Source organism: Maribacter aquimarinus (assembly GCF_047345505.1).
In the GTDB taxonomy this organism is placed as follows: Bacteria; Bacteroidota; Bacteroidia; order Flavobacteriales; family Flavobacteriaceae; genus Maribacter.
In genome coordinates this window covers 68153-85930 of sequence record NZ_JBLFEO010000011.1, presented here as the reverse complement: position 1 = coordinate 85930, position 17778 = coordinate 68153, and the positions used below count along the sequence as shown (strand labels likewise).

Sequence of the window (17778 nt, the reverse complement as noted above, 5' to 3'; positions counted from 1 at the left end):
ATAAGCCGTAAGCCCATTATACCAGTTCTCCTTTGAAAGGCAGCCATGGCAATTGAATTATTTCTTGGCCTGCGAAAAAGAAAAATCGGGCAGGGCCCGGCCACGGCTTATTTTTATGTTGAAGTAGGGCGTAAAAAGAAACCATTTATCGGTCCATTTTCAATTGGGAAATGGTATCAAAACTTTGGAACAAGGCGTGTTTTAAGGGACGTCCCCTTCCCATCCCGTGGGTTTTCGGTATTTGTGAAACGGCTGCCTCAGCAGGCCCCGGATACTGGAATTCTCTTTTTGGTCCGGAAAAGTATCCACCCCATACACTATTTTGTCCCTGTCAAAGGCCATGTACGTGCCAAACAACCGGTCCCAAATAGAGAAGATGTTGCCGTAGTTACTGTCCGTGTAGGGTAATTTGTAGTGGTGGTGCACTTTGTGCATGTCTGGGGACACAAGGAGCCAACTAATGGCCCGGTCCACCTTGGGAGGGAGCTGTATGTTGGCGTGATTGAACTGGGAGAGCACCACGGAAAGGCTCTGGTACAGCATGATGATGCCCACGGGTGCCCCCACGATCAAGACCCCCAACAACGTAAAGCCGTAGCGCACCAGGCTTTCCAGGGGATGGTGCCGGTTGGCGGTGGTGGTGTCCACATTATGGTCCGAGTGGTGCACCAAGTGCACCATCCAAAGTGGTTTTACCTTGTGCTCTACCCAATGTGCCGTGTACGCCCCAATGAGGTCCAGCAGCATAAGGCCCAAAAGCACATAGAGCCATAGGGGCATGGCCGGAAGCCAGTTGATGATGCCAAAATCATGGGCAATGGTCCAATCCGAGGTTTTTAGCAACAAAAAGGCCAGGGGGAAATTGACAATGATGGTGGTCAGGGTAAAAAAGAGATTGGGCAACGCGTGTCGCCATTTTTTGTAGGGAGTGCTAAAGAGCGGCATGATGCCTTCCAGGATCCAGAAAAAAGTAATGCCCCCCACCAAGATGAGCGAGCGGTGACTGGCGGGAATGGTCTCAAAATAGGCAATGATGCTTTCCATTGGTTAAAGATACCGATTTTTTGGAGTTTTGAAGTTGGTGTGAAACCGTAGGTGCTTTTTTATAGGTTCAACGGAATGCTGGTGGGAACACTGCCACAAATTGAAGGTTGATAACGGCTTTGGGCTTTGGGCTTATTTGGTGCAAGAGAGAAGAGACAAGGGAAAAGATGCAAGAACCAGTACTTAGGACTAGGGGCTTAGGAAGGAAAGCCTTAGGATGAACCCATTCAATTCGTCCTAAATCAGGAAAATGGCCTCTCGGTACGCACTATGAGTACTCAATACTCCTTACCATCCTTTTGCGGCCAATTGTGCCTTTAAGTTTTCCACAATGTTGAAGGCGGCCGGGCAAATGGCCACGTTTTTTTGGGTGAGGTGCCCTATTTGCTGAAACTTTTTACGATCGGTATGGGGAAATTCCCGGCAGGCCTTGGGGCGCACCCCATAGATGCCACAGTGGTTGTCCGCGCCCAAAAAGGGGCAGGGCAATTGTTGCAGGACAAGGTCATTGTCCTCATCCGTTCGCAGATAGGTTTCCACAAACTTTTGGGGCTTTGACCGGAGATGTTTGGCAATGCGCACCACATCGGTCTGGGTGAAGAGCGGCCCGGTGGTCTTGCAGCAATTGGCGCACTGCAGGCATTCTGTTCGCTGAAACTCCTCCCGGTGGAGTTCCTGCATTTGGTAATCCAAATTTTTGGGCGTTTTCTTGCGCAGTTTGGAAAAGAACTTCTTGTTTTCCTTTTGCTTTTCCCTTGCCCGTTGGGGCAGTTTTAGCACTATTTCTTCCATGCCCGCTAAACTTTTGGTGCAAAAGTAGGCAAGGGAACAGGAAATTGGAGACTTTTGTACCCAAATTGAAAAAACAAGGCGGCATTGGATATTTTGGGCAAGGCACTTTTGGACCACTACCACGGCAGGGCAACGGAAGATATCCGTACCCTATCCACTCTGGAACATGATGATGTGCTGCCCTTGTCCCATCTCTTCAGGTCCTTTGACGGGATGCCCATTTTGGAACAGCGGGCCCTGGGCTTGTGCAGGGGCACCGTATTGGACGTTGGCTGTGGGGCCGGGAGCCATAGCCTTTGGCTTCAGGAACAGGGGTTAAGGGTCACGGCCTTGGACCGATCTGCCGGAGCCATTGCCGTATGCCAACTTCGGGGGGTGCAAAGAACGGCGCACCAAACCTTCTTGGAGCATTCCGCTGCGCGGTACGATACCTTGTTGCTGCTCATGAACGGCCTGGGAATTGTGGGCCAACTTTCCCAGCTGGACGCCTATCTGGCCAAGATGAAGACCTTGTTGAAGCCTGGCGGACAGATACTGCTGGATTCCAGTGACCTAGCCTACCTCTATGAAACTGATGCCGATGGCGGACTTTGGGTGCCCGGAGATCGGGACTACTACGGCGAGCTGGGCTTTACCATGGCCTACCAAGGGGAAGTTTCGGAGACTTTTGATTGGTTATATCTGGATTTCAACACATTGGAGCGTGCCGCGGCACATCATGACCTTAACTGTGAAAAGGTGCAGGAGGGCGAGCATTACGACTATTTGGCCAGATTATGGTGCCGGTAACAAAATTCCCACTAACTTGTCTTTCCAAAAAAGAAATGATGAAAAAAAAATGGAGCCTTTTGCTCTTTGTCCTTGTGGCACTGGCCATGTCCTGTACGGACAGGGAAACGGAAGAGGGGCCGGTGGACAAAACGGCCAACCTCAGGGGCACTGGAGATTCCGCAAATGACATCCTCTCCAACACCCGGTACGACAAACTGGAAGTTGAGATTGCCTATGTCACCAATTTTAGGCCCACCAACCAGGCCATGCGCGAATTCCGGGAGTTTTTGCAGCAGCATACCTTCAAGGAAGACATTCAAATGAAGTTTACGGAACTGCCCTCTCCAGACGAAGAGGAGCTTACCATTGAGCGCGTTGCCGAGTTGGAAAGCCAGAACCGAACGGCCTATACCCGGGGCAGTACCTTGGCCGTCTATATTTATTTTGCCGATGCCCCCGCCGAGGGCGATGAAATGGACGAGGGCCTGGTAACCTTGGGTGCCGTGTACCGCAACACCTCCATGATCATCCACGCGGAAACCATACGTCGCTTGGCGGCCACCACCAGCCTCATCAGTAGGGGAGACGTGGAAGGCGCCACCCTGAACCACGAATTTGGCCATCTGTTCGGTTTGGTGAACTTGGGAAGCCCCCCGGTGAATCCCGAGCACGAAGATACCGAAGCCCCCAACCACTGCAATGTTGCCGGTTGTTTAATGCGCGCCGAACTGCAGTTTGGGGTCAGCACGGGCAAAACCAAGGCCGTGCATGACCTACGGGCCTATACCGCGGGTTTTGAGCCCGGCTGTGTGATCAGCGGCAACAACGTGTTGCAGCTGTTGGGTTCCAAAACCGGCAAAGGGGCCATTGCCCCCGGCTTGGGAGAGGAGTGCCTTTTGGATCTTGAGGCCAATGGGGGGCGCTGAGAAACCGGTAAAACCAAGGTGATCATATCACTGGGTGCCAATGCTGCGGTGTCCCGCCGAGTGGCCACAAATTCAAGAATAACCGGACAAAGGGTTGAAAATGGAATATCTATTTACTTCCAAAAGACTTGGATTTCGGAATTGGACAGAAAATGATCTGGCGGCATTTGCGAAACTGAATGCGGATGTGGAAGTGATGGCGCATTTTCCCAAAACCTTGACGGAAAGGGAATCAGCGGAATTGATGGAGCGTTTTCAAAAACACTTTAAAAAGAACGGCTACACCTATTTCGCAACGGAAAACAGGGAAAATGGGGAATTGATCGGATTTATTGGTTTGGCATTTCAAGAATACATATCTGAATTTACACCTGCCATTGACATAGGTTGGCGATTGAAAAAGGATGCCTGGGGAAAAGGATATGCCACCGAAGGGGCAAGAAAATGCCTTGAGTTTGCCTTTAACACCTTGCATTTGGAAAGCATCATCGCCACCTGTACGGAGAAAAATTCCAAATCGGAAAACGTGATGAAAAAAATAGGGATGGAAAAAATGGGAGCATTTAAGCATCCAAAACTCAGGGAATATCCTGAACACGAAAAGTGTATTTGTTATGCCATAAACAATGTGGTGTGGCAACATTGCCCATAACCACAGGCCACTTCCCCATCATTGGAAAAAACGGGCAGACCTTCCATTTACCGTTCATTGGCTGCGCCAGGTGCCATAGTGCGCTGTTGATCGGACACCGCCCCGGTGGTAGGTGTTACGGAATGTTCAGGTACTTATGGGTTTGCAGGGACACTTTCCATTTGGGGTGCCGCATCACGTAATCCACGATCATTGGGGTCACTTTTTCCCGTACGCTCCATTCCGGTTGTAGGTAGAGGATACAGTGCGCATTGGTCTTTGCGGCCTGCTCCTCGGCAAAGATGAGGTCATGTTTGTTGTACACGATCACTTTGAGTTCATGGGCCTGCTCGTACACCGGTCCAAAGGGGAGCTTGTTTTTTTTTGGCGATAGGCAGATCCAGTCCCACTCCCCGGTAAGTTCATAGGCGCCCGAGGTTTCAATATGGGTTTTTAAGTTCCTTTTTTTCAGTGCCCTGGTCAAGGGTGCCATATCCCACATCAGGGGCTCGCCCCCGGTGACCACGATGGTGTCCGAGTGCTTGGCCGCTTGCTCCACAATACGTTCAATGTCCGTGGGCGGATGGGTGTCCGCGTTCCAGCTCTCCTTTACATCGCACCAATGGCAGCCCACATCACAACCGCCCACCCTAATGAAGTAAGCCGCCGTGCCCTTGTGGTAACCCTCGCCCTGAATGGTGTAGAATTCCTCCATCAGCGGCAGGTACAGTCCTTGGTCCACCAAGGCCATGGTCTCCTTTTTTTCCATCGTGCAAAGATAGGCATAACCCTTCCCCTGAAAAAAGGAAGCGCCCCAATTTATGGGACGGCTGGCCTTGGCCGCTTTGGGATGGCGCCACTGTGACGGCGTTTTTGCACCGCAGGGGCCAAAAAAGGGAGGGCCCTGCCCTTTTGTATTGGGTAAAAATCAGCTATTTTTAACAAAAATTTTAAGTATGCCCAGTAAAGAAGCGTTTTTTGATCATATAGCACAAGGTTACGCCACAAAAGGGGATTATATTGCCATGGGTGCCGCCATGTTTCAGGGGGAGGCAGTGACCAATGCCCTTGTAAAGGTCCCGCTCAAGACCTTGAACCGCCACGGTCTCATTGCGGGTGCCACGGGAACCGGAAAGACCAAGACCTTGCAGGTGTTGGCCGAAAATCTTTCAGAAAAAGGGATCCCCGTGCTCCTAATGGACCTTAAGGGCGATCTGAGCGGTATTGCCAAACCCAGTCCGGGCCATGCTAAAATAGAGGAGCGCCACGCCAAGATCGGCTTCCCGTTCCAGGCCAAGGGCTTCCCGGTGGAGATCTTGTCGCTTTCCGAACAGGACGGGGTAAAACTAAGGGCCACGGTATCCGAATTTGGCCCCACTTTGCTATCGCGCATCCTAGACCTCACCGAGACCCAAGAGGGCATTATGGCCGTGGTGTTCAAGTACTGTGACGACAACAAAATGCCCTTGTTGGACCTCAAGGACCTGAAAAAGGTACTGCAATACGCCACGGGAACCGGTAAAGCGGAGTTTTCCAAGGATTACGGCAGGATTTCCTCGAGCAGTACGGGCTCCATTCTGCGCAAGATCATTGAGTTGGAACAACAGGGCGCCGAACGGTTCTTTGGTGAGAAATCCTTTGATGTAAAAGACCTGACCCGTATTGATGCAGATGGGCGTGGTTTCATCAATATTATCCGGCTCACGGACATACAGGACCGCCCCAAGCTCTTTTCCACGTTCATGCTGAGCCTCCTGGCCGAAATCTACGCCACCTTTCCCGAGCAGGGAGACAGCGATCGGCCCGAGCTCATTCTTTTCATTGATGAGGCCCACCTCATTTTCAAGGAAGCTTCCAAGGCCCTCCTGGACCAAATTGAGAGCATTGTAAAACTGATCCGCTCCAAGGGCATTGGACTGTACTTTGTAACGCAGAATCCCACGGATGTGCCCAATGAGGTACTGGCCCAATTGGGTCTTAAGGTACAGCACGCCCTTCGCGCTTTTACGGCACGGGACAGAAAGGCCATAAAGCTCACCGCCGAAAACTACCCGGAATCCGAATTCTATGATACCAAGGAGGTGCTCACGTCCTTGGGCATTGGGGAAGCCTTGATATCGGCCCTGGATGAAAAGGGGAGGCCCACCCCGCTGGCGGCCACCCTCTTGCGTGCCCCCATGAGCCGCATGGACGTTCTAGACGATGCTGAACTGAAAGCCCTTATCAAGGGGTCGGAACTTGTGGGCAAGTACAATGAAGTTCTGGATCGGGAAAGTGCCTACGAGATCTTGGGCGAAAAAATTGAAAAGGCCGAAACCCTGGCCCAAGAAGAAAAGGCAAGCCCCAGGCGCCGATCCACGGCGCGCAGGAGCACGCGCATGAACCCGGTGGTAAAAGTGCTTACCAGTGCCACGTTCATCAGGGGTGTCCTTGGGGTCTTGAAAAAAGTGATACGTTAACCCCAGATGATGCATTGAAAAAGGCCATCACGGCAGCACATCAGCGCCAGATGATTCGCTGTTCGGACCTTCGCCCCATCATTACGGAAACGGCCAATGTCCCAGTGGCAAGCAGCTTGGTTTTGTTGCAGGTGGATGGCCCAATCCCAAAGTCTGGCACGTCATTGGGGTTAAAAGACCAGGGGGAAATAGAGGTTTTTGTCCATCAAAAATGCCCTCTATTTCTTTTAAAGAAGTCATAATAACGTAATTTTGTAAGTAAAGGGTGAAAGGTTGATGGAACACCAAGAGGGAAACCCATCGACCCCAAAAATCGAAATCGCATTGATGAAAGGAACAACACAGATAGTGCTGGCGCTCTCCGCACTTTTTTTACTGAACTGCTCCCCGGAGAAGGACAGCAAGTTCACCATTGCCAACGGCAAGGTGGGGCAATTGGACAAAAACAGCCTGGCCAGGGACCTTGAGCTCATTTTTGCCGAGGATTCCGTGGTGATGGATACCGTGGAGCTCAGTTTTGGAAGTGGGGCCAGCAAGATCAACATTTATGAAAAAGGGGGAGCTCCCTTATTGACCATTACCCCGAGCACGGACAGTATTCCAAAGATACAGAATGTCATGGTTCAGGACCCGCGCTTTAAAACGGACAAGGGCATTGGCACCCAGAGCACCTTCAAGGACATCCAGGCGGCCTATGACATCAAAAAAATCATTACCTCCCTGAACAATGTGGTGATCTTGGTGCACGGCAGTGATGCCTATTTTACCATTGATAAAAAGGAGCTGCCGGAAAATCTCAGATACGATACCAGTAAGAAAATTGAGGCCGTACAGATTCCGGACAACGCCAAGATCAAGTATTTTATGGTGGGCTGGGAGTGATGAGGCAGGTGTAAAAAGAATGTCCTTGAAAGAAAAATACAGCCTACAGCGAAACCCTTTCCTTGTTCCCACGGAAGATGGCAAGTACATTGCCGAACACTTTGGCCTGGCCACCGATGGGAGCGCCGGGATGAGCGTGGCACACATGATCGCCCCACCGGGGTGGAGCGAACCCTACCAGACCCCTGATTTTGATGAGTACACCTTGGTGGTCAAGGGGCAAAAGCAGGTTGAGGTGAACGGGGAGACCCTTGTGCTCAAGGCCGGGGAGTCCATTAAGGTGCGGCGCCACGTGCGGGTAAGATATTCCAATCCGTTTACGGAACCTTGCGAATATGTGGCCATCTGCACCCCGGCCTTTACCTTGGGCACGGCCCATAGGGAGGCCTAGCCGCGGCCCCGGGGGCTCTTTTTTTCTTCTGGGGCTTTCCCGTACTTTTGCCGCTGTTTTGTGCCCATTTCCCAAGAATCGTTTGTATGCAGACACTAGTGTCCAAACTTGTGACCAAGTTATATGGCTTTTTCTTTAACATCATGGTGTTTTTTTCACCAGAAAGAACCGCCCAAACGGCGTTTCAGGTGTTTTCCAAGGTACGCAAGGGTAGGGTAAGGCCCGATCAGCGCCCCTTTTTGGACACCGCCAAGAAAACGATGCTAGAGGTCGCGGGGCATGGACTACAGGTCTATGAATGGCCGGGCGCCAAAGAGACCGTGCTTTTGGTGCACGGCTGGGAGAGCAATGCGTGGCGTTGGCACAGGCTCATTGGGAAACTGCGGGACGCCCATTACCATATCATTGCCTTTGATGCACCTGCCCACGGCAACAGCAACGGTACCCATTTGCACATTCCCGGCTATGCCACGGCCATACAGGCCCTTATTGAAAGGTACCGGCCCCAATACCTCGTGGGCCACTCGATGGGGGGCATGGCCATTCTGTACAATGAACACCTCCGCCCCAACGAAGTTGTGACCGCCATCGTGGCCATAGGTGCCCCAGCGGAATTCAAGGAGACCATGGCCCATTACCAAAAACTGTTGGGTTTTAACCACAAAGTGCTGAACGCCCTGGACACCTACGTGCAACAACGCTTTGGGATGGCCATAAGGGAATGCTCTTCCGTGGACTTTGTTTCCGCAAATACGAAAAAAGGACTGTTGGTCCACGACCGATGGGATCCCATTACCCCCTACCACGGTTCGGTAAAGGTCCATGAAGCTTGGGAGGGCAGTGAATTGATGAGCACCGAGGGATTGGGACATTCCATGCACCAGGACGAGGTGAACGATCGCATTGTTGATTTTTTGAATCGGGTGGGAAGCTGAGGTGGTGGGTAAATAAGTCTTTTTTTATACCTTTATCGCAGTTGAATGATTTAGAGGTCAGTAGATAAATACTTATCCATCAAACAAGGTAATTATTTGATTATAATATGGTTAATAATTTTTACTATTGTCAGTTCGAGCGCAGTCGAGAACCATTTGCCAGCCAAGGAAGACTTCGACTGCGCTCAGCCTGACATTTAGGCTAACAACTCGATTTAAAATAGGTAACTATCTACTGACCTCTAAAATGATTAAATAATGACACAGCTTACCCCTTTCCACATCGCCATTCCGGTGCATAACCTATTGGAGTGCCGTACCTTTTATCGGGAAGTGTTGAATTGCAAAGAGGGCCGGAGCAGCGACCTTTGGGTCGATTTCAATCTGTTTGGCCACCAGTTGGTGATCCACTACAAGCCAAAGGCCGAAAACAGCGAGCTGCACCACAACCCGGTGGATGGCCATGACGTGCCCGTGCCCCACTATGGGGTGGTGCTCCCTTGGGACACCTTTGCCACTTTTGCAGAAGCGCTGCGAAACAAAGGGGTAAAGTTTGTCATTGAGCCCTATGTTCGGTTCAAGGGTCAGCCGGGAGAACAGGCCACGATGTTTTTTTTGGATCCGGCCGGCAACGCACTGGAGTTCAAGGCCTTTAAGGACCTGGGGCAGTTGTTTGCCACGTAGGGCGTTATTGGGACCAAGCGGTGGGCACCCGGTCCCATCGGTGTTTCTTGAGCAGGTTCAACAAGGGTTGGGAAAGCCCCTTTCCATCACTGGTGGCGGTATTGGCCAAGACATTGGCCGGTTTTCGCATTCCGGGAATGACGGTGCCCACATCATCGTTGCTGAGGATGAAACGAAGGGCCATTTCGGCCATGGTCATCCCCTGGGGTACCACAGGTCGGAGCGCATCTGCACGTGCCGCACTGTTTTTTAGGTTTTCGGGCACAAAATAGCTGCTGCGCCAATCGTCCTTTGGAAAGGTGGTGTTGGCGGTAATGTTGCCCGTTAAGGTGCCCTCGTCAAAGGGAACACGGGCAATGACCCCTAGGTCCAGGGCTTTGCACAAGGGAAAGAGCGCGTCTTCAGGGGCTTGGTCAAAGATGTTGTAAATGACCTGCACGGCATCCAAAAGGCCCGTTTTCAGGGCTTCCATTCCATTGGCGGGTTCCCATCTGTTCACACTGACGCCCATGGCCCCAATCTTTCCGGCCAACTTCAAGTCCTCTACGGCGCGCTGCCATTCCTCGCGCTGGCTCCAGCCGTCGTCCCAGGTATGGAACTGGAGCAGGTCCACCTGTTCTTGTCCCAGGTTTTTTAAGGTTTTGTGGGTGTATTCCATAATGTGCTCCACGGGATAGGAGTCTTCCAGCCGATATTCGGGCCTTGCCGGCCATTGAAAATTTTTTGGTGGGATCTTGCTTGCGGTGTATATTTTGGTGGATGGATGGCGTTTAAGGAGCGCACCCAAGAGCCGTTCGCTGTGGCCCTCTCCATAGCCCCAGGCGGTGTCAAAGAAGTTCACGCCGCGGCTCACCGCCAGGTCCAGGGACTCGGCAGACTGTTTGTCGTCCGAGGCGGTCCATCCGGCCATGCCCCACATTCCGTAGCCCACTTCGCCCACTTGCCAATTTGTTCTGCCAAATCTTCTATATTCCATATTGTGTATGTTCTTCAGTGCCTTAAACCCAATTGATGCCTTACACCCAGATGAAGCAATGGAAATTCCCCGCCTGAAAGGAACGGGCAGGTAGTACGGCTGCAAATCCTTGCAAAACCGATGGCTGGGCAGACCTTCATCCAATCCACATCGCGATGGCGATGCCCCGATGCCAAAAGTCTTGATGTTGTTCGGGGCTTGCACCCCAATGGCGAAAGGTCCAATGCGTCATCTCGGTTAAAGATACCATATCAACCCAAAAAAACCATCTTTTTATTGGGGTTTCGCCCACGGGGAAGGGCTTTTTATGATGCGGGGCAAGTGGGGGCTTCAACCAATGACCATCCCCTTTCTCCTTACCCAGAAAAAGGCGAACACCATATTGGGCACCCAGCACAACCAAGCAGCGATTTGGTAGGCCAGCAGGTGGGCGCCCAGGCCCAAGGTGAGCAGGGGCAGCCAAACCCTTAGGGTCACGGCGGCAAAGCAGGCGGCATAGCTATAGACCATATAAGCTTGGTGCCGGGCCAGGTCCCGATTTTTTATGGCGGCATAGGCGCCCATGGTAAAATAGAGCCAAACCACGGCCAAGCCAAGAAACCCCAATGAGGCGGGGAGGCCTCCCGTGGCAAAAAAGGCCAGATAGGCCCCGCCGAGCCCACTGAGTAGGGCCGCCACAACGTATGTGCGGCCTATGAGACGGTGCCTTTTTAGATTGGCATTTCTGAACCTACGGCTCAGTTGCACCCAACCGATCATCAGGGCAAGGCCCCCAAAAAAGATATGGGTGTAGAACCCAATGCGCCACGGCAGACTGGCCAGTATGGCCGGACTTTTGGACATCTTCAAGGCCACATCGCCCTCCGAGAAAGCATACACCAAGGGATATAGCCCCACGGCTACCGCCAGAAAGCCAAAAACAAACCAAGCCACCTTATTGGAATTGTTCATAATGTCCACACTTTGGCATACGTTGTATGCTCCCCAGGGCCGTATTGGCCCCTGATGGGTTTTAAATGTTGATGTCGGACCCCACAGCCCTGGGTGCCCCCGCCCGCCATCCGCGGCTTTTTTCCCCGGCACCTGGGGTGCCACTGGGAAATGGATGCCTTGGGTGGTGGCGATGGGAGCATGTTCTGCCAACTCCTGTTCCCCCAAAACGGCAAACGCTGTACTGCCCACCATTGCCGGCCCGGACGGTCCCATCCATACTAATGGACCTAAAAGGTACGTTATAATTCAGCACCATCAAACCCAAGTTGGCCAAAGGGAGTCCATTTGGTGTGGTTTTGGCGCAAGGAACCAACTAAAAAAGGAGTCTGATGAAATGAGCCAAGACCATGCTGGATACCAACCAAAATGTTGATTGGCAACTTACACCCGCCTGAAAGGGAACGGGCGGGTCTGACCTTAAAAAATAAATAAATAGCAACAGATGAAAAAGTTATTCGCCTTGATTTCCATTTTTGTGCTCATTGTTGCCGCGGGTTGTGATTATGACGACAGCGATGACCTGGATATCCTCATACCCAATGACACCACCCAGACCGGGGCAGTTCTGGAGAAAGCACCGGAGTAGTGGGGACGAGACAAGAATCAAGAGACAGGAGACAAGAGGTAAGAAACAATAGAAAAGAGACGAAGGACGCAAGGCCAAAAGCCTAAGGTCACACCAATTCAATTCGACCTACACCATAAAAACGGCCTCTCAGTACTCAGTACTCAGTACTTAATACTTTATACTCACTACCGCCCTCCACCCACTACCTGCCATGCTTTAACGGATGGCGGCGTCGCGATGGGCTTTGTTTCTTGGTTTCAACTCGGGGCTGGCTCCTCGCCTTGACGGTGTGTCTAGAGAGAAGAATCAAGAGGTAAGAAACAATAGAAAAGAGACGAAGGACGCAAGGCCAAAAGCCTAAGGTCACACCAATTCAATTCGACCTAAATCAGACAAGCGCCTCTCAGTACTCAGTACTCAGTACTTAATACTTTATACTCACTACCCTCCACTACAAACTACGACTACGGTGGCGTTCCCTTGCCAATAGGGTGTTTTTTAGCAGCATGGCAATGGTCATGGGGCCCACTCCTCCGGGCACTGGGGTAATGAAGGAGGCTTTTTTGCTCACTTGCTCAAAGTCCACGTCGCCGGTAATGTAGTACCCCTTTTTCTTGGTGTCGTCTGCCACCCGGGTAATGCCCACATCGATGACCACGGCATCGTCCTTGACCATTTCGGCCTTAAGGAAATGGGGCACGCCCAAAGCGGATATGATGATGTCCGCTTGGGAAATGATCTGGGTAATGTTCTTGGTATGGCTGTGGGTCAGGGTCACGGTGCTATTGCCGGGCCAGCCCTTTCTGCCCATGAGGATGCTCATGGGGCGGCCCACAATGTGGCTGCGGCCAATGACCACGGTGTGCTTGCCCTTGGTCTCCACCTGATAGCGTTCCAGCAGTTCCAGGATGCCAAAGGGGGTGGCGGGAATGAAGGTGCTCATGTCCAGGGCCATTTTGCCAAAATTGGTGGGATGGAACCCGTCCACGTCCTTGTCCGGGTGCACCGCCATGATCACCTTTTGGGTGTCTATCTGTTTGGGCAGGGGTAGTTGCACAATGAAGCCATCTATGTCATCGTCCTCGTTGAGTTCCTTTATTTTTTTCAGCAGTTCCAGTTCTGAGGTGGTACTGGGCATCCTTACCAAGGTACTGTCAAAACCCACCCGTTCGCAGGCGCGCACCTTACTGCCCACGTAGGTGAGGCTGGCCCCGTCATTGCCCACAATGATGGCGGCAAGATGGGGCACTTTTTCGCCCCGTGCCTTCATTTGGGCCACGGCCGCGGCGATTTCGTCTTTAATGTCGTTGGAAACTTTCTTGCCGTCCAGTAATTCCATTTTTGGTTTTTTGGGTTATGATGGGTATAGTTGGTGTGTTCTTTGTTTGGCGGTCAAGACGGCCCTGTCTTTGGTGTTCCTTTTCGCGGTGGGTGTCCAAGGGTCATTTCATGTTCTGCATCATCTGCATCATTTTCTTGCCGCCACCGCCCTGCATCATCTTCATCATCTTGCCCATTTGGTCAAATTGCTTCAGCAACTGGTTCAGCTCCTTGACTTCCCTGCCACTGCCCTTGGCGATCCGTTTCTTCCTGCTGGCGTTCAGTTTGCCGGGATTGGCGCGCTCGTCCGGGGTCATGGAGTGGATCATCGCCTCTATGTGCTTAAAGGCATCATCGTCTATGTCCATCCCCTTCAGAGCCTTTCCCGCACCGGGGATCATGCCCATCAGGTCCTTGATGTTCCCCATTTTCTTTATTTGCTGTATCTGGCTCAGGAAATCATCAAACCCAAATTTGTTCTTGGCAATTTTCTTTTGAATTTTCCGTGCCTCCTCCTCATCAAACTGCTCCTGTGCGCGCTCCACGAGCGATATTACGTCGCCCATGCCCAAGATGCGCTCTGCCATCCGTTCCGGATAGAAGATGTCAATGGCCTCCATCTTCTCTCCGGTACCAATGAACTTAATGGGCTTGTTCACAACCGATTTAATGGAAATGGCCGCACCCCCGCGGGTATCGCCATCCAATTTGGTGAGGATCACCCCATCAAAATTAAGGATGTCATTAAAGGCCTTGGCGGTGTTCACGGCATCCTGGCCGGTCATGGAATCTACCACAAAGAGGGTTTCCTGGGGCGATATGGCCTTGTGTATCTCGGATATCTCTGCCATCATCTTTTCGTCCACGGCCAGGCGGCCGGCGGTATCTATGATCACCACGTTGTTCCCGTTGGCCTTGGCCTGGGCAATGCCCGCCTTGGCAATGGCCACGGGGTCTTGGTTGTCCCGATCGGAATATACGGGCACATTGATCTGATCGCCCACCACGTGCAGCTGGTCTATGGCCGCGGGCCTGTACACGTCACAGGCCACCAGTAAGGGGTTCTTGGTTTTTTTCTTTTTAAGGAAATTGGCCAATTTGCCGGAGAAGGTGGTCTTACCGGAACCTTGGAGGCCGGACATCAAGATCACGGACGGATTTCCGGAGAGGTTAATGCCCTCGGATTCGCCCCCCATGAGCTGTGTGAGTTCGTCCTTGACGATCTTTACCATCAATTGGCCGGGCTGCAGGGTGGTGAGCACGTTCTGGCCCAGCGCCTTTTCCTTGACCCGGTTGGTAAATTCCTTGGCGATCTTAAAATTGACATCGGCGTCGAGCAGGGCACGGCGCACTTCCTTGGTGGTCTCTGCCACGTTGATCTCCGTGATCTGGCCGTGCCCTTTGAGCACGTGCAGCGCCTTGTCCAGTTTATCGCTTAAATTGTCGAACATCTCATCAAATTTTTAAGGAACCACAAATTTAAGAATATCCTTGGGACAAGGGCAGGGTGCGGCCCAAAATTTGGAAATGGAAAAAGCACCTATTCTCATAGATGCTTTTTCTTCCTGTGGGGCAAAAAAGGGGTGTTTACAAAACACCCGCATACAAGGGCTCCATCATCACCGCCAACGAGGCCCAACTCTTAACTGTTGGCGGTGCCTGTTTGGATGTCCTTATTTCTTTTTAAGGGTCAGGACGGTCTTGATCATTCCGTTCCCATCCACGTATTTCAGTTCGATCGTATCTTCTCCGGCCCCTAGAAAGGTCCATTCCTCCGTAAGTTCTTGCAGGGGAATGATATCCCCAAAGTTCAGGTACACCATGGCCTCCTTGCGGTCGTCCCTAAAAGCGTTCCAAAGACCTTTGGCAAAGGGGTCGTTGCCTTCCTTTAAGGTCATTTCGCCAAATGCATCAAAGGTAAAGCCATAGCCCGAGAAGGTGGTGGTCTCGTTCTCCCCTTCATCAATGTAGGAGGCCACTTCCCATTCCCCCTCCAGCATCAGGGCATTGATGTTGGTTATTTCCTCGTCCGGCTCGCAGACGCGAATAATTTCCAGTTCGTGACCAAATTCGTCCTTTTTAAAAACCATCTTTCCGTTATCGGCATGTTTAAGGGGCCACTCAAGCGTTAGGCCCGGTTCCTCTTCCAAGACCATGTTCAGGAACAATCGCTTGTTTGCCTTTTCCGTGACTTCCCAGGTACCGGTGGTTGCGTTTTGTCCCATACCAAGTTGTAGGGCGCCCTCCGGGCCAAAGGTCAGGGTGTTGGCAAAGACACGGTCCAGTGCCTCGTTCTGTAGGGTAAGGCCATCAATGACCCAGGGACATTTCTGGAGTTCATTGGCCAGTATGGCGGGCAATGATGGGGTGCCACCATTGTCCGATCCGTCATGGTCCACACCACAAAAGGTTTCCAGCACCACGCGGTTGCTTTCCCCATTAAAGAGTTTTATCCTGTCTTCATTCATTTCGTAGAGTCTCCAGCTCAGGGTAAAATCCTCCAGGCCTTCAATGGTCATGGTCAAAAGGGCACCTTCCTGGTTCACCGTTGTTTGGTAAGAACCGGTAAATTGGGTGTCTCCATTGGTCACTGTCACGGTTCCTTCCGCTTTAAACTGAATGGTATAGTTCCTGTACTCCGCAAACCGGTCCTGATCGTTGCGTGTAAACCTTTTAACGCTCCATCGGCATTCGGCCAGGTACCCATCCAGTTCATCGGCATCAAAATCATCGTCATTGTAATCGTTGTCGTCATCCTCGTCACAGGCATCCCTGGCACTGTCTATGGCGCGGGCCAGTTCCATATTGTTGTTCACGGTAATTTCCGTGCCGTCGTACTTCTTTAGCGCAATGGGAAAATCAAAGCTCACCAGGTCGTCATCGTCCAGGTTGGCAAAAAAGCGTCGCAACTGCTTGTCGCTCTCCACAGTGGTGTTGCCGGTCTTCTCCAGGGCCACATCAAAAGTAAAAAGGGTAACGGGGTACACAAAGTCTATGCACTCTATGTCCTCGTCCTCACCACCTTCCAGACATTCCTCTGCCAGTTCTTGCAGGGCGTCCAGGCTGCCAATGGAGATTTCGGAGTAATCCCCGGCGGTCAGGGTAATGGGAAAAAAGATCTCCAGGAGATCGTTGTCACTGTCCAGCTCGTCCAGAATGGCCTCCACCAGTTCCAGGCTCTCCTTTCCGGTAATGGTGATCTCCAGGCCGTTCACCTTAATGGTGTAGGGAAATTTAATGTCAAAGCAACTGGTGCCGTCCACAATATTGTCAAAAGAACCATCTTTGGTGGTGGCCTGTTGCACTAGGAGTGCGGTGTTGGAGTTGGCCAAGATGGCCTCCGGTTCATCGCCGGTACTGATTTCCTCAATTTCGTTCTGGCAAGCGCCCAGGCCCATGAGGAGCATAAGAAAACCAAGGTAAAGGGTGTTGGAAAAAAAAGATTTCATAACTGTTGAATTTGGGTTTGTACACCAATGAAACAACCTGCTTAAAAAATACCCTACCCCAATTTTAATTTTTTTTAAAATACCTTTGGCCAAAACCCATCGCCCCATGGCGCAAGAGCCCAACAACGTATGTGAGGAATCTGTTTACAGTGCCGTTTTCAAGGCACATGCCAAGACGGTGCACCACTATATCTTCTACAAGTTCGGCAATGAGGAAAAGGCCCATGATGCCGTGCAGGAAGCCTTTGCCAAGTTATGGGAGAACTGTGCCAAGGTGGCGCCCGCCAAGGCCAAGTCTTACCTCTATACCGTGGCCAATAACCTGTACCTCAATGTGATAAAGGCAGAAAAGGTGCGGTTAAAATATGCCGATCAACATCTGGCCAACAGCCATGAAACGCCCGAATTCCTGTTGGAGGAACAACAGTTCAGGGAAAAACTGGACCGTGCCCTGAACAGCCTGCCGGAAAACCAGCGCACCACCTTTCTGCTGAACCGCATAGACGGAAAAAAGTACGCAGAGATCGCCGAAATGGAGGGCGTGGGCATCAAGGCCATAGAAAAGCGCATGCACCTGGCCCTGAAACAACTACGGGAACAAATAGACGGCATATAGGCCAAGGAGCGGGCCACGGGCGGTAAAATGGTATGGGCGTGCCCCGGTGGGTCGGGCTATTCGCTGCAAGTCCTCGTTCGTGCCTCACTGCGGGCTTTCCGCTGCTATCCCTCACGCAAGGAACCCCAGCCCCCTTGGTGCCCCCACACGTTTGGTCATGTCCGCTTTGCCTTACGGCCCCTTTCGTGCCATAGGGTACGGTGGGTGCAGGGCACCGCTCTTTTGCCCTGTTTGGGGCGTCCCGGACCGGTATGGCGGCCTTTACCTTATGGAGGCCCGGTTTGGACAAAGATGGGCCGGGCGTCCCGTGCAACTGACATTTATCATGTTTTATCTACCCT

General features: G+C 51.9%; 18 protein-coding genes. 10 read left to right on the top strand and 8 right to left on the bottom strand.

The genetic code is table 11. The features are described 5' to 3' along the window. Positions 1 to 201: 201 nt before the first annotated feature. Both ACKWCC_RS09840 and ACKWCC_RS09835 read right to left on the bottom strand, forming a co-directional pair. Entirely contained in the window at positions 202 to 1044 is an 843-nt protein-coding gene (locus ACKWCC_RS09840; RefSeq protein ID WP_413995759.1) for a sterol desaturase family protein, read from the bottom strand. A 288-nt stretch (positions 1045 to 1332) separates the two neighbouring features. After that, complete coding sequence (locus ACKWCC_RS09835) at positions 1333 to 1836, bottom strand: YkgJ family cysteine cluster protein (RefSeq protein WP_413995758.1); 504 nt, start codon at positions 1834 to 1836, stop codon at positions 1333 to 1335. An 84-nt stretch (positions 1837 to 1920) separates the two neighbouring features. Here ACKWCC_RS09835 and ACKWCC_RS09830 point away from each other — a divergent pair, with 84 nt between their 5' ends. The 3 genes from ACKWCC_RS09830 (at position 1921) to ACKWCC_RS09820 (ending at position 4185) form a co-directional block, all read left to right on the top strand. After that, positions 1921 to 2625 (top strand): class I SAM-dependent methyltransferase, encoded by a 705-nt coding sequence (locus ACKWCC_RS09830; RefSeq protein ID WP_413995757.1) that lies wholly within the window; start codon positions 1921 to 1923, stop codon positions 2623 to 2625. A gap of 38 nt (positions 2626 to 2663) precedes the next feature. Beyond that, positions 2664 to 3533, top strand: a complete 870-nt coding sequence (locus ACKWCC_RS09825) for a hypothetical protein (protein ID WP_413995756.1) — start codon at positions 2664 to 2666, stop codon at positions 3531 to 3533. A 100-nt stretch (positions 3534 to 3633) separates the two neighbouring features. Further along, complete coding sequence (locus tag ACKWCC_RS09820) at positions 3634 to 4185, top strand: GNAT family N-acetyltransferase (RefSeq protein ID WP_413995755.1); 552 nt, start codon at positions 3634 to 3636, stop codon at positions 4183 to 4185. 115 nt (positions 4186 to 4300) lie between these two features. Here ACKWCC_RS09820 and ACKWCC_RS09815 read toward each other — a convergent pair whose 3' ends face one another. Continuing rightward, positions 4301 to 4933, bottom strand: coding sequence for a 7-carboxy-7-deazaguanine synthase QueE (locus ACKWCC_RS09815; protein WP_413995754.1), 633 nt, complete (start codon positions 4931 to 4933; stop codon positions 4301 to 4303). A gap of 187 nt (positions 4934 to 5120) precedes the next feature. On the opposite strand from ACKWCC_RS09815, the gene ACKWCC_RS09810 reads away from it, so the two are divergent. From ACKWCC_RS09810 to ACKWCC_RS09790, 5 genes are all read left to right on the top strand, one after another. Then, entirely contained in the window at positions 5121 to 6623 is a 1503-nt protein-coding gene (locus ACKWCC_RS09810; protein ID WP_413995753.1) for a helicase HerA-like domain-containing protein, read from the top strand. A gap of 327 nt (positions 6624 to 6950) precedes the next feature. Beyond that, entirely contained in the window at positions 6951 to 7505 is a 555-nt protein-coding gene (locus ACKWCC_RS09805) for a hypothetical protein (protein WP_413995752.1), read from the top strand. A gap of 19 nt (positions 7506 to 7524) precedes the next feature. Beyond that, entirely contained in the window at positions 7525 to 7896 is a 372-nt protein-coding gene (locus ACKWCC_RS09800; RefSeq protein ID WP_413995751.1) for a cupin domain-containing protein, read from the top strand. A gap of 86 nt (positions 7897 to 7982) precedes the next feature. Next, the gene (locus tag ACKWCC_RS09795; RefSeq protein ID WP_413995750.1) at positions 7983 to 8831 is read left to right on the top strand and encodes an alpha/beta fold hydrolase; all 849 of its coding nucleotides are present in this window, start codon (positions 7983 to 7985) and stop codon (positions 8829 to 8831) included. 258 nt (positions 8832 to 9089) lie between these two features. Further along, positions 9090 to 9515: a VOC family protein gene (locus ACKWCC_RS09790; RefSeq protein WP_413995749.1), complete on the top strand. Its 426-nt coding sequence runs from the start codon at positions 9090 to 9092 to the stop codon at positions 9513 to 9515. A 4-nt stretch (positions 9516 to 9519) separates the two neighbouring features. Here the strand turns inward: ACKWCC_RS09790 and ACKWCC_RS09785 are convergent, their stop codons facing one another. Together ACKWCC_RS09785 and ACKWCC_RS09780 are read right to left on the bottom strand one after the other, a co-directional pair. After that, positions 9520 to 10491, bottom strand: a complete 972-nt coding sequence (locus ACKWCC_RS09785; RefSeq protein ID WP_413995748.1) for an aldo/keto reductase — start codon at positions 10489 to 10491, stop codon at positions 9520 to 9522. Between the two features lie 330 nt (positions 10492 to 10821). After that, positions 10822 to 11442, bottom strand: a complete 621-nt coding sequence (locus tag ACKWCC_RS09780) for a DUF2306 domain-containing protein (RefSeq protein WP_413995747.1) — start codon at positions 11440 to 11442, stop codon at positions 10822 to 10824. A gap of 484 nt (positions 11443 to 11926) precedes the next feature. On the opposite strand from ACKWCC_RS09780, the gene ACKWCC_RS09775 reads away from it, so the two are divergent. Continuing rightward, positions 11927 to 12070: a hypothetical protein gene (locus tag ACKWCC_RS09775; RefSeq protein ID WP_413995746.1), complete on the top strand. Its 144-nt coding sequence runs from the start codon at positions 11927 to 11929 to the stop codon at positions 12068 to 12070. A gap of 433 nt (positions 12071 to 12503) precedes the next feature. Here the strand turns inward: ACKWCC_RS09775 and ACKWCC_RS09770 are convergent, their stop codons facing one another. The 3 genes from ACKWCC_RS09770 to ACKWCC_RS09760 form a co-directional block, all read right to left on the bottom strand. Continuing rightward, positions 12504 to 13391, bottom strand: coding sequence for a bifunctional 5,10-methylenetetrahydrofolate dehydrogenase/5,10-methenyltetrahydrofolate cyclohydrolase (locus tag ACKWCC_RS09770; RefSeq protein WP_413995745.1), 888 nt, complete (start codon positions 13389 to 13391; stop codon positions 12504 to 12506). A 103-nt stretch (positions 13392 to 13494) separates the two neighbouring features. Continuing rightward, positions 13495 to 14823: a signal recognition particle protein gene (ffh, locus tag ACKWCC_RS09765; RefSeq protein WP_413995744.1), complete on the bottom strand. Its 1329-nt coding sequence runs from the start codon at positions 14821 to 14823 to the stop codon at positions 13495 to 13497. Positions 14824 to 15045: 222 nt separating this feature from the next. Then, the gene (locus ACKWCC_RS09760; protein WP_413995743.1) at positions 15046 to 16821 is read right to left on the bottom strand and encodes a hypothetical protein; all 1776 of its coding nucleotides are present in this window, start codon (positions 16819 to 16821) and stop codon (positions 15046 to 15048) included. Positions 16822 to 16927: 106 nt separating this feature from the next. Here ACKWCC_RS09760 and ACKWCC_RS09755 point away from each other — a divergent pair, with 106 nt between their 5' ends. Then, positions 16928 to 17437, top strand: a complete 510-nt coding sequence (locus ACKWCC_RS09755; RefSeq protein WP_413995742.1) for an RNA polymerase sigma factor — start codon at positions 16928 to 16930, stop codon at positions 17435 to 17437. Positions 17438 to 17778 lie beyond the last annotated feature (341 nt).

Coding starts and splice junctions, on each gene's coding strand:
- ACKWCC_RS09790 (WP_413995749.1), top strand. CDS start 9,090: ATGACACAGCTTACCCCTTTCCACATCGCCATTCCGGTGCATAACCTA.
- ACKWCC_RS09815 (WP_413995754.1), bottom strand. CDS start 4,933: ATGGAAAAAAAGGAGACCATGGCCTTGGTGGACCAAGGACTGTACCTG.
- ACKWCC_RS09825 (WP_413995756.1), top strand. CDS start 2,664: ATGAAAAAAAAATGGAGCCTTTTGCTCTTTGTCCTTGTGGCACTGGCC.
- ACKWCC_RS09780 (WP_413995747.1), bottom strand. CDS start 11,442: ATGAACAATTCCAATAAGGTGGCTTGGTTTGTTTTTGGCTTTCTGGCG.
- ACKWCC_RS09800 (WP_413995751.1), top strand. CDS start 7,525: ATGTCCTTGAAAGAAAAATACAGCCTACAGCGAAACCCTTTCCTTGTT.
- ACKWCC_RS09805 (WP_413995752.1), top strand. CDS start 6,951: ATGAAAGGAACAACACAGATAGTGCTGGCGCTCTCCGCACTTTTTTTA.
- ACKWCC_RS09840 (WP_413995759.1), bottom strand. CDS start 1,044: ATGGAAAGCATCATTGCCTATTTTGAGACCATTCCCGCCAGTCACCGC.
- ACKWCC_RS09755 (WP_413995742.1), top strand. CDS start 16,928: ATGGCGCAAGAGCCCAACAACGTATGTGAGGAATCTGTTTACAGTGCC.
- ACKWCC_RS09820 (WP_413995755.1), top strand. CDS start 3,634: ATGGAATATCTATTTACTTCCAAAAGACTTGGATTTCGGAATTGGACA.
- ACKWCC_RS09770 (WP_413995745.1), bottom strand. CDS start 13,391: ATGGAATTACTGGACGGCAAGAAAGTTTCCAACGACATTAAAGACGAA.
- ACKWCC_RS09795 (WP_413995750.1), top strand. CDS start 7,983: ATGCAGACACTAGTGTCCAAACTTGTGACCAAGTTATATGGCTTTTTC.
- ACKWCC_RS09785 (WP_413995748.1), bottom strand. CDS start 10,491: ATGGAATATAGAAGATTTGGCAGAACAAATTGGCAAGTGGGCGAAGTG.
- ACKWCC_RS09835 (WP_413995758.1), bottom strand. CDS start 1,836: ATGGAAGAAATAGTGCTAAAACTGCCCCAACGGGCAAGGGAAAAGCAA.
- ACKWCC_RS09760 (WP_413995743.1), bottom strand. CDS start 16,821: ATGAAATCTTTTTTTTCCAACACCCTTTACCTTGGTTTTCTTATGCTC.
- ACKWCC_RS09810 (WP_413995753.1), top strand. CDS start 5,121: ATGCCCAGTAAAGAAGCGTTTTTTGATCATATAGCACAAGGTTACGCC.
- ffh (WP_413995744.1), bottom strand. CDS start 14,823: ATGTTCGACAATTTAAGCGATAAACTGGACAAGGCGCTGCACGTGCTC.
- ACKWCC_RS09775 (WP_413995746.1), top strand. CDS start 11,927: ATGAAAAAGTTATTCGCCTTGATTTCCATTTTTGTGCTCATTGTTGCC.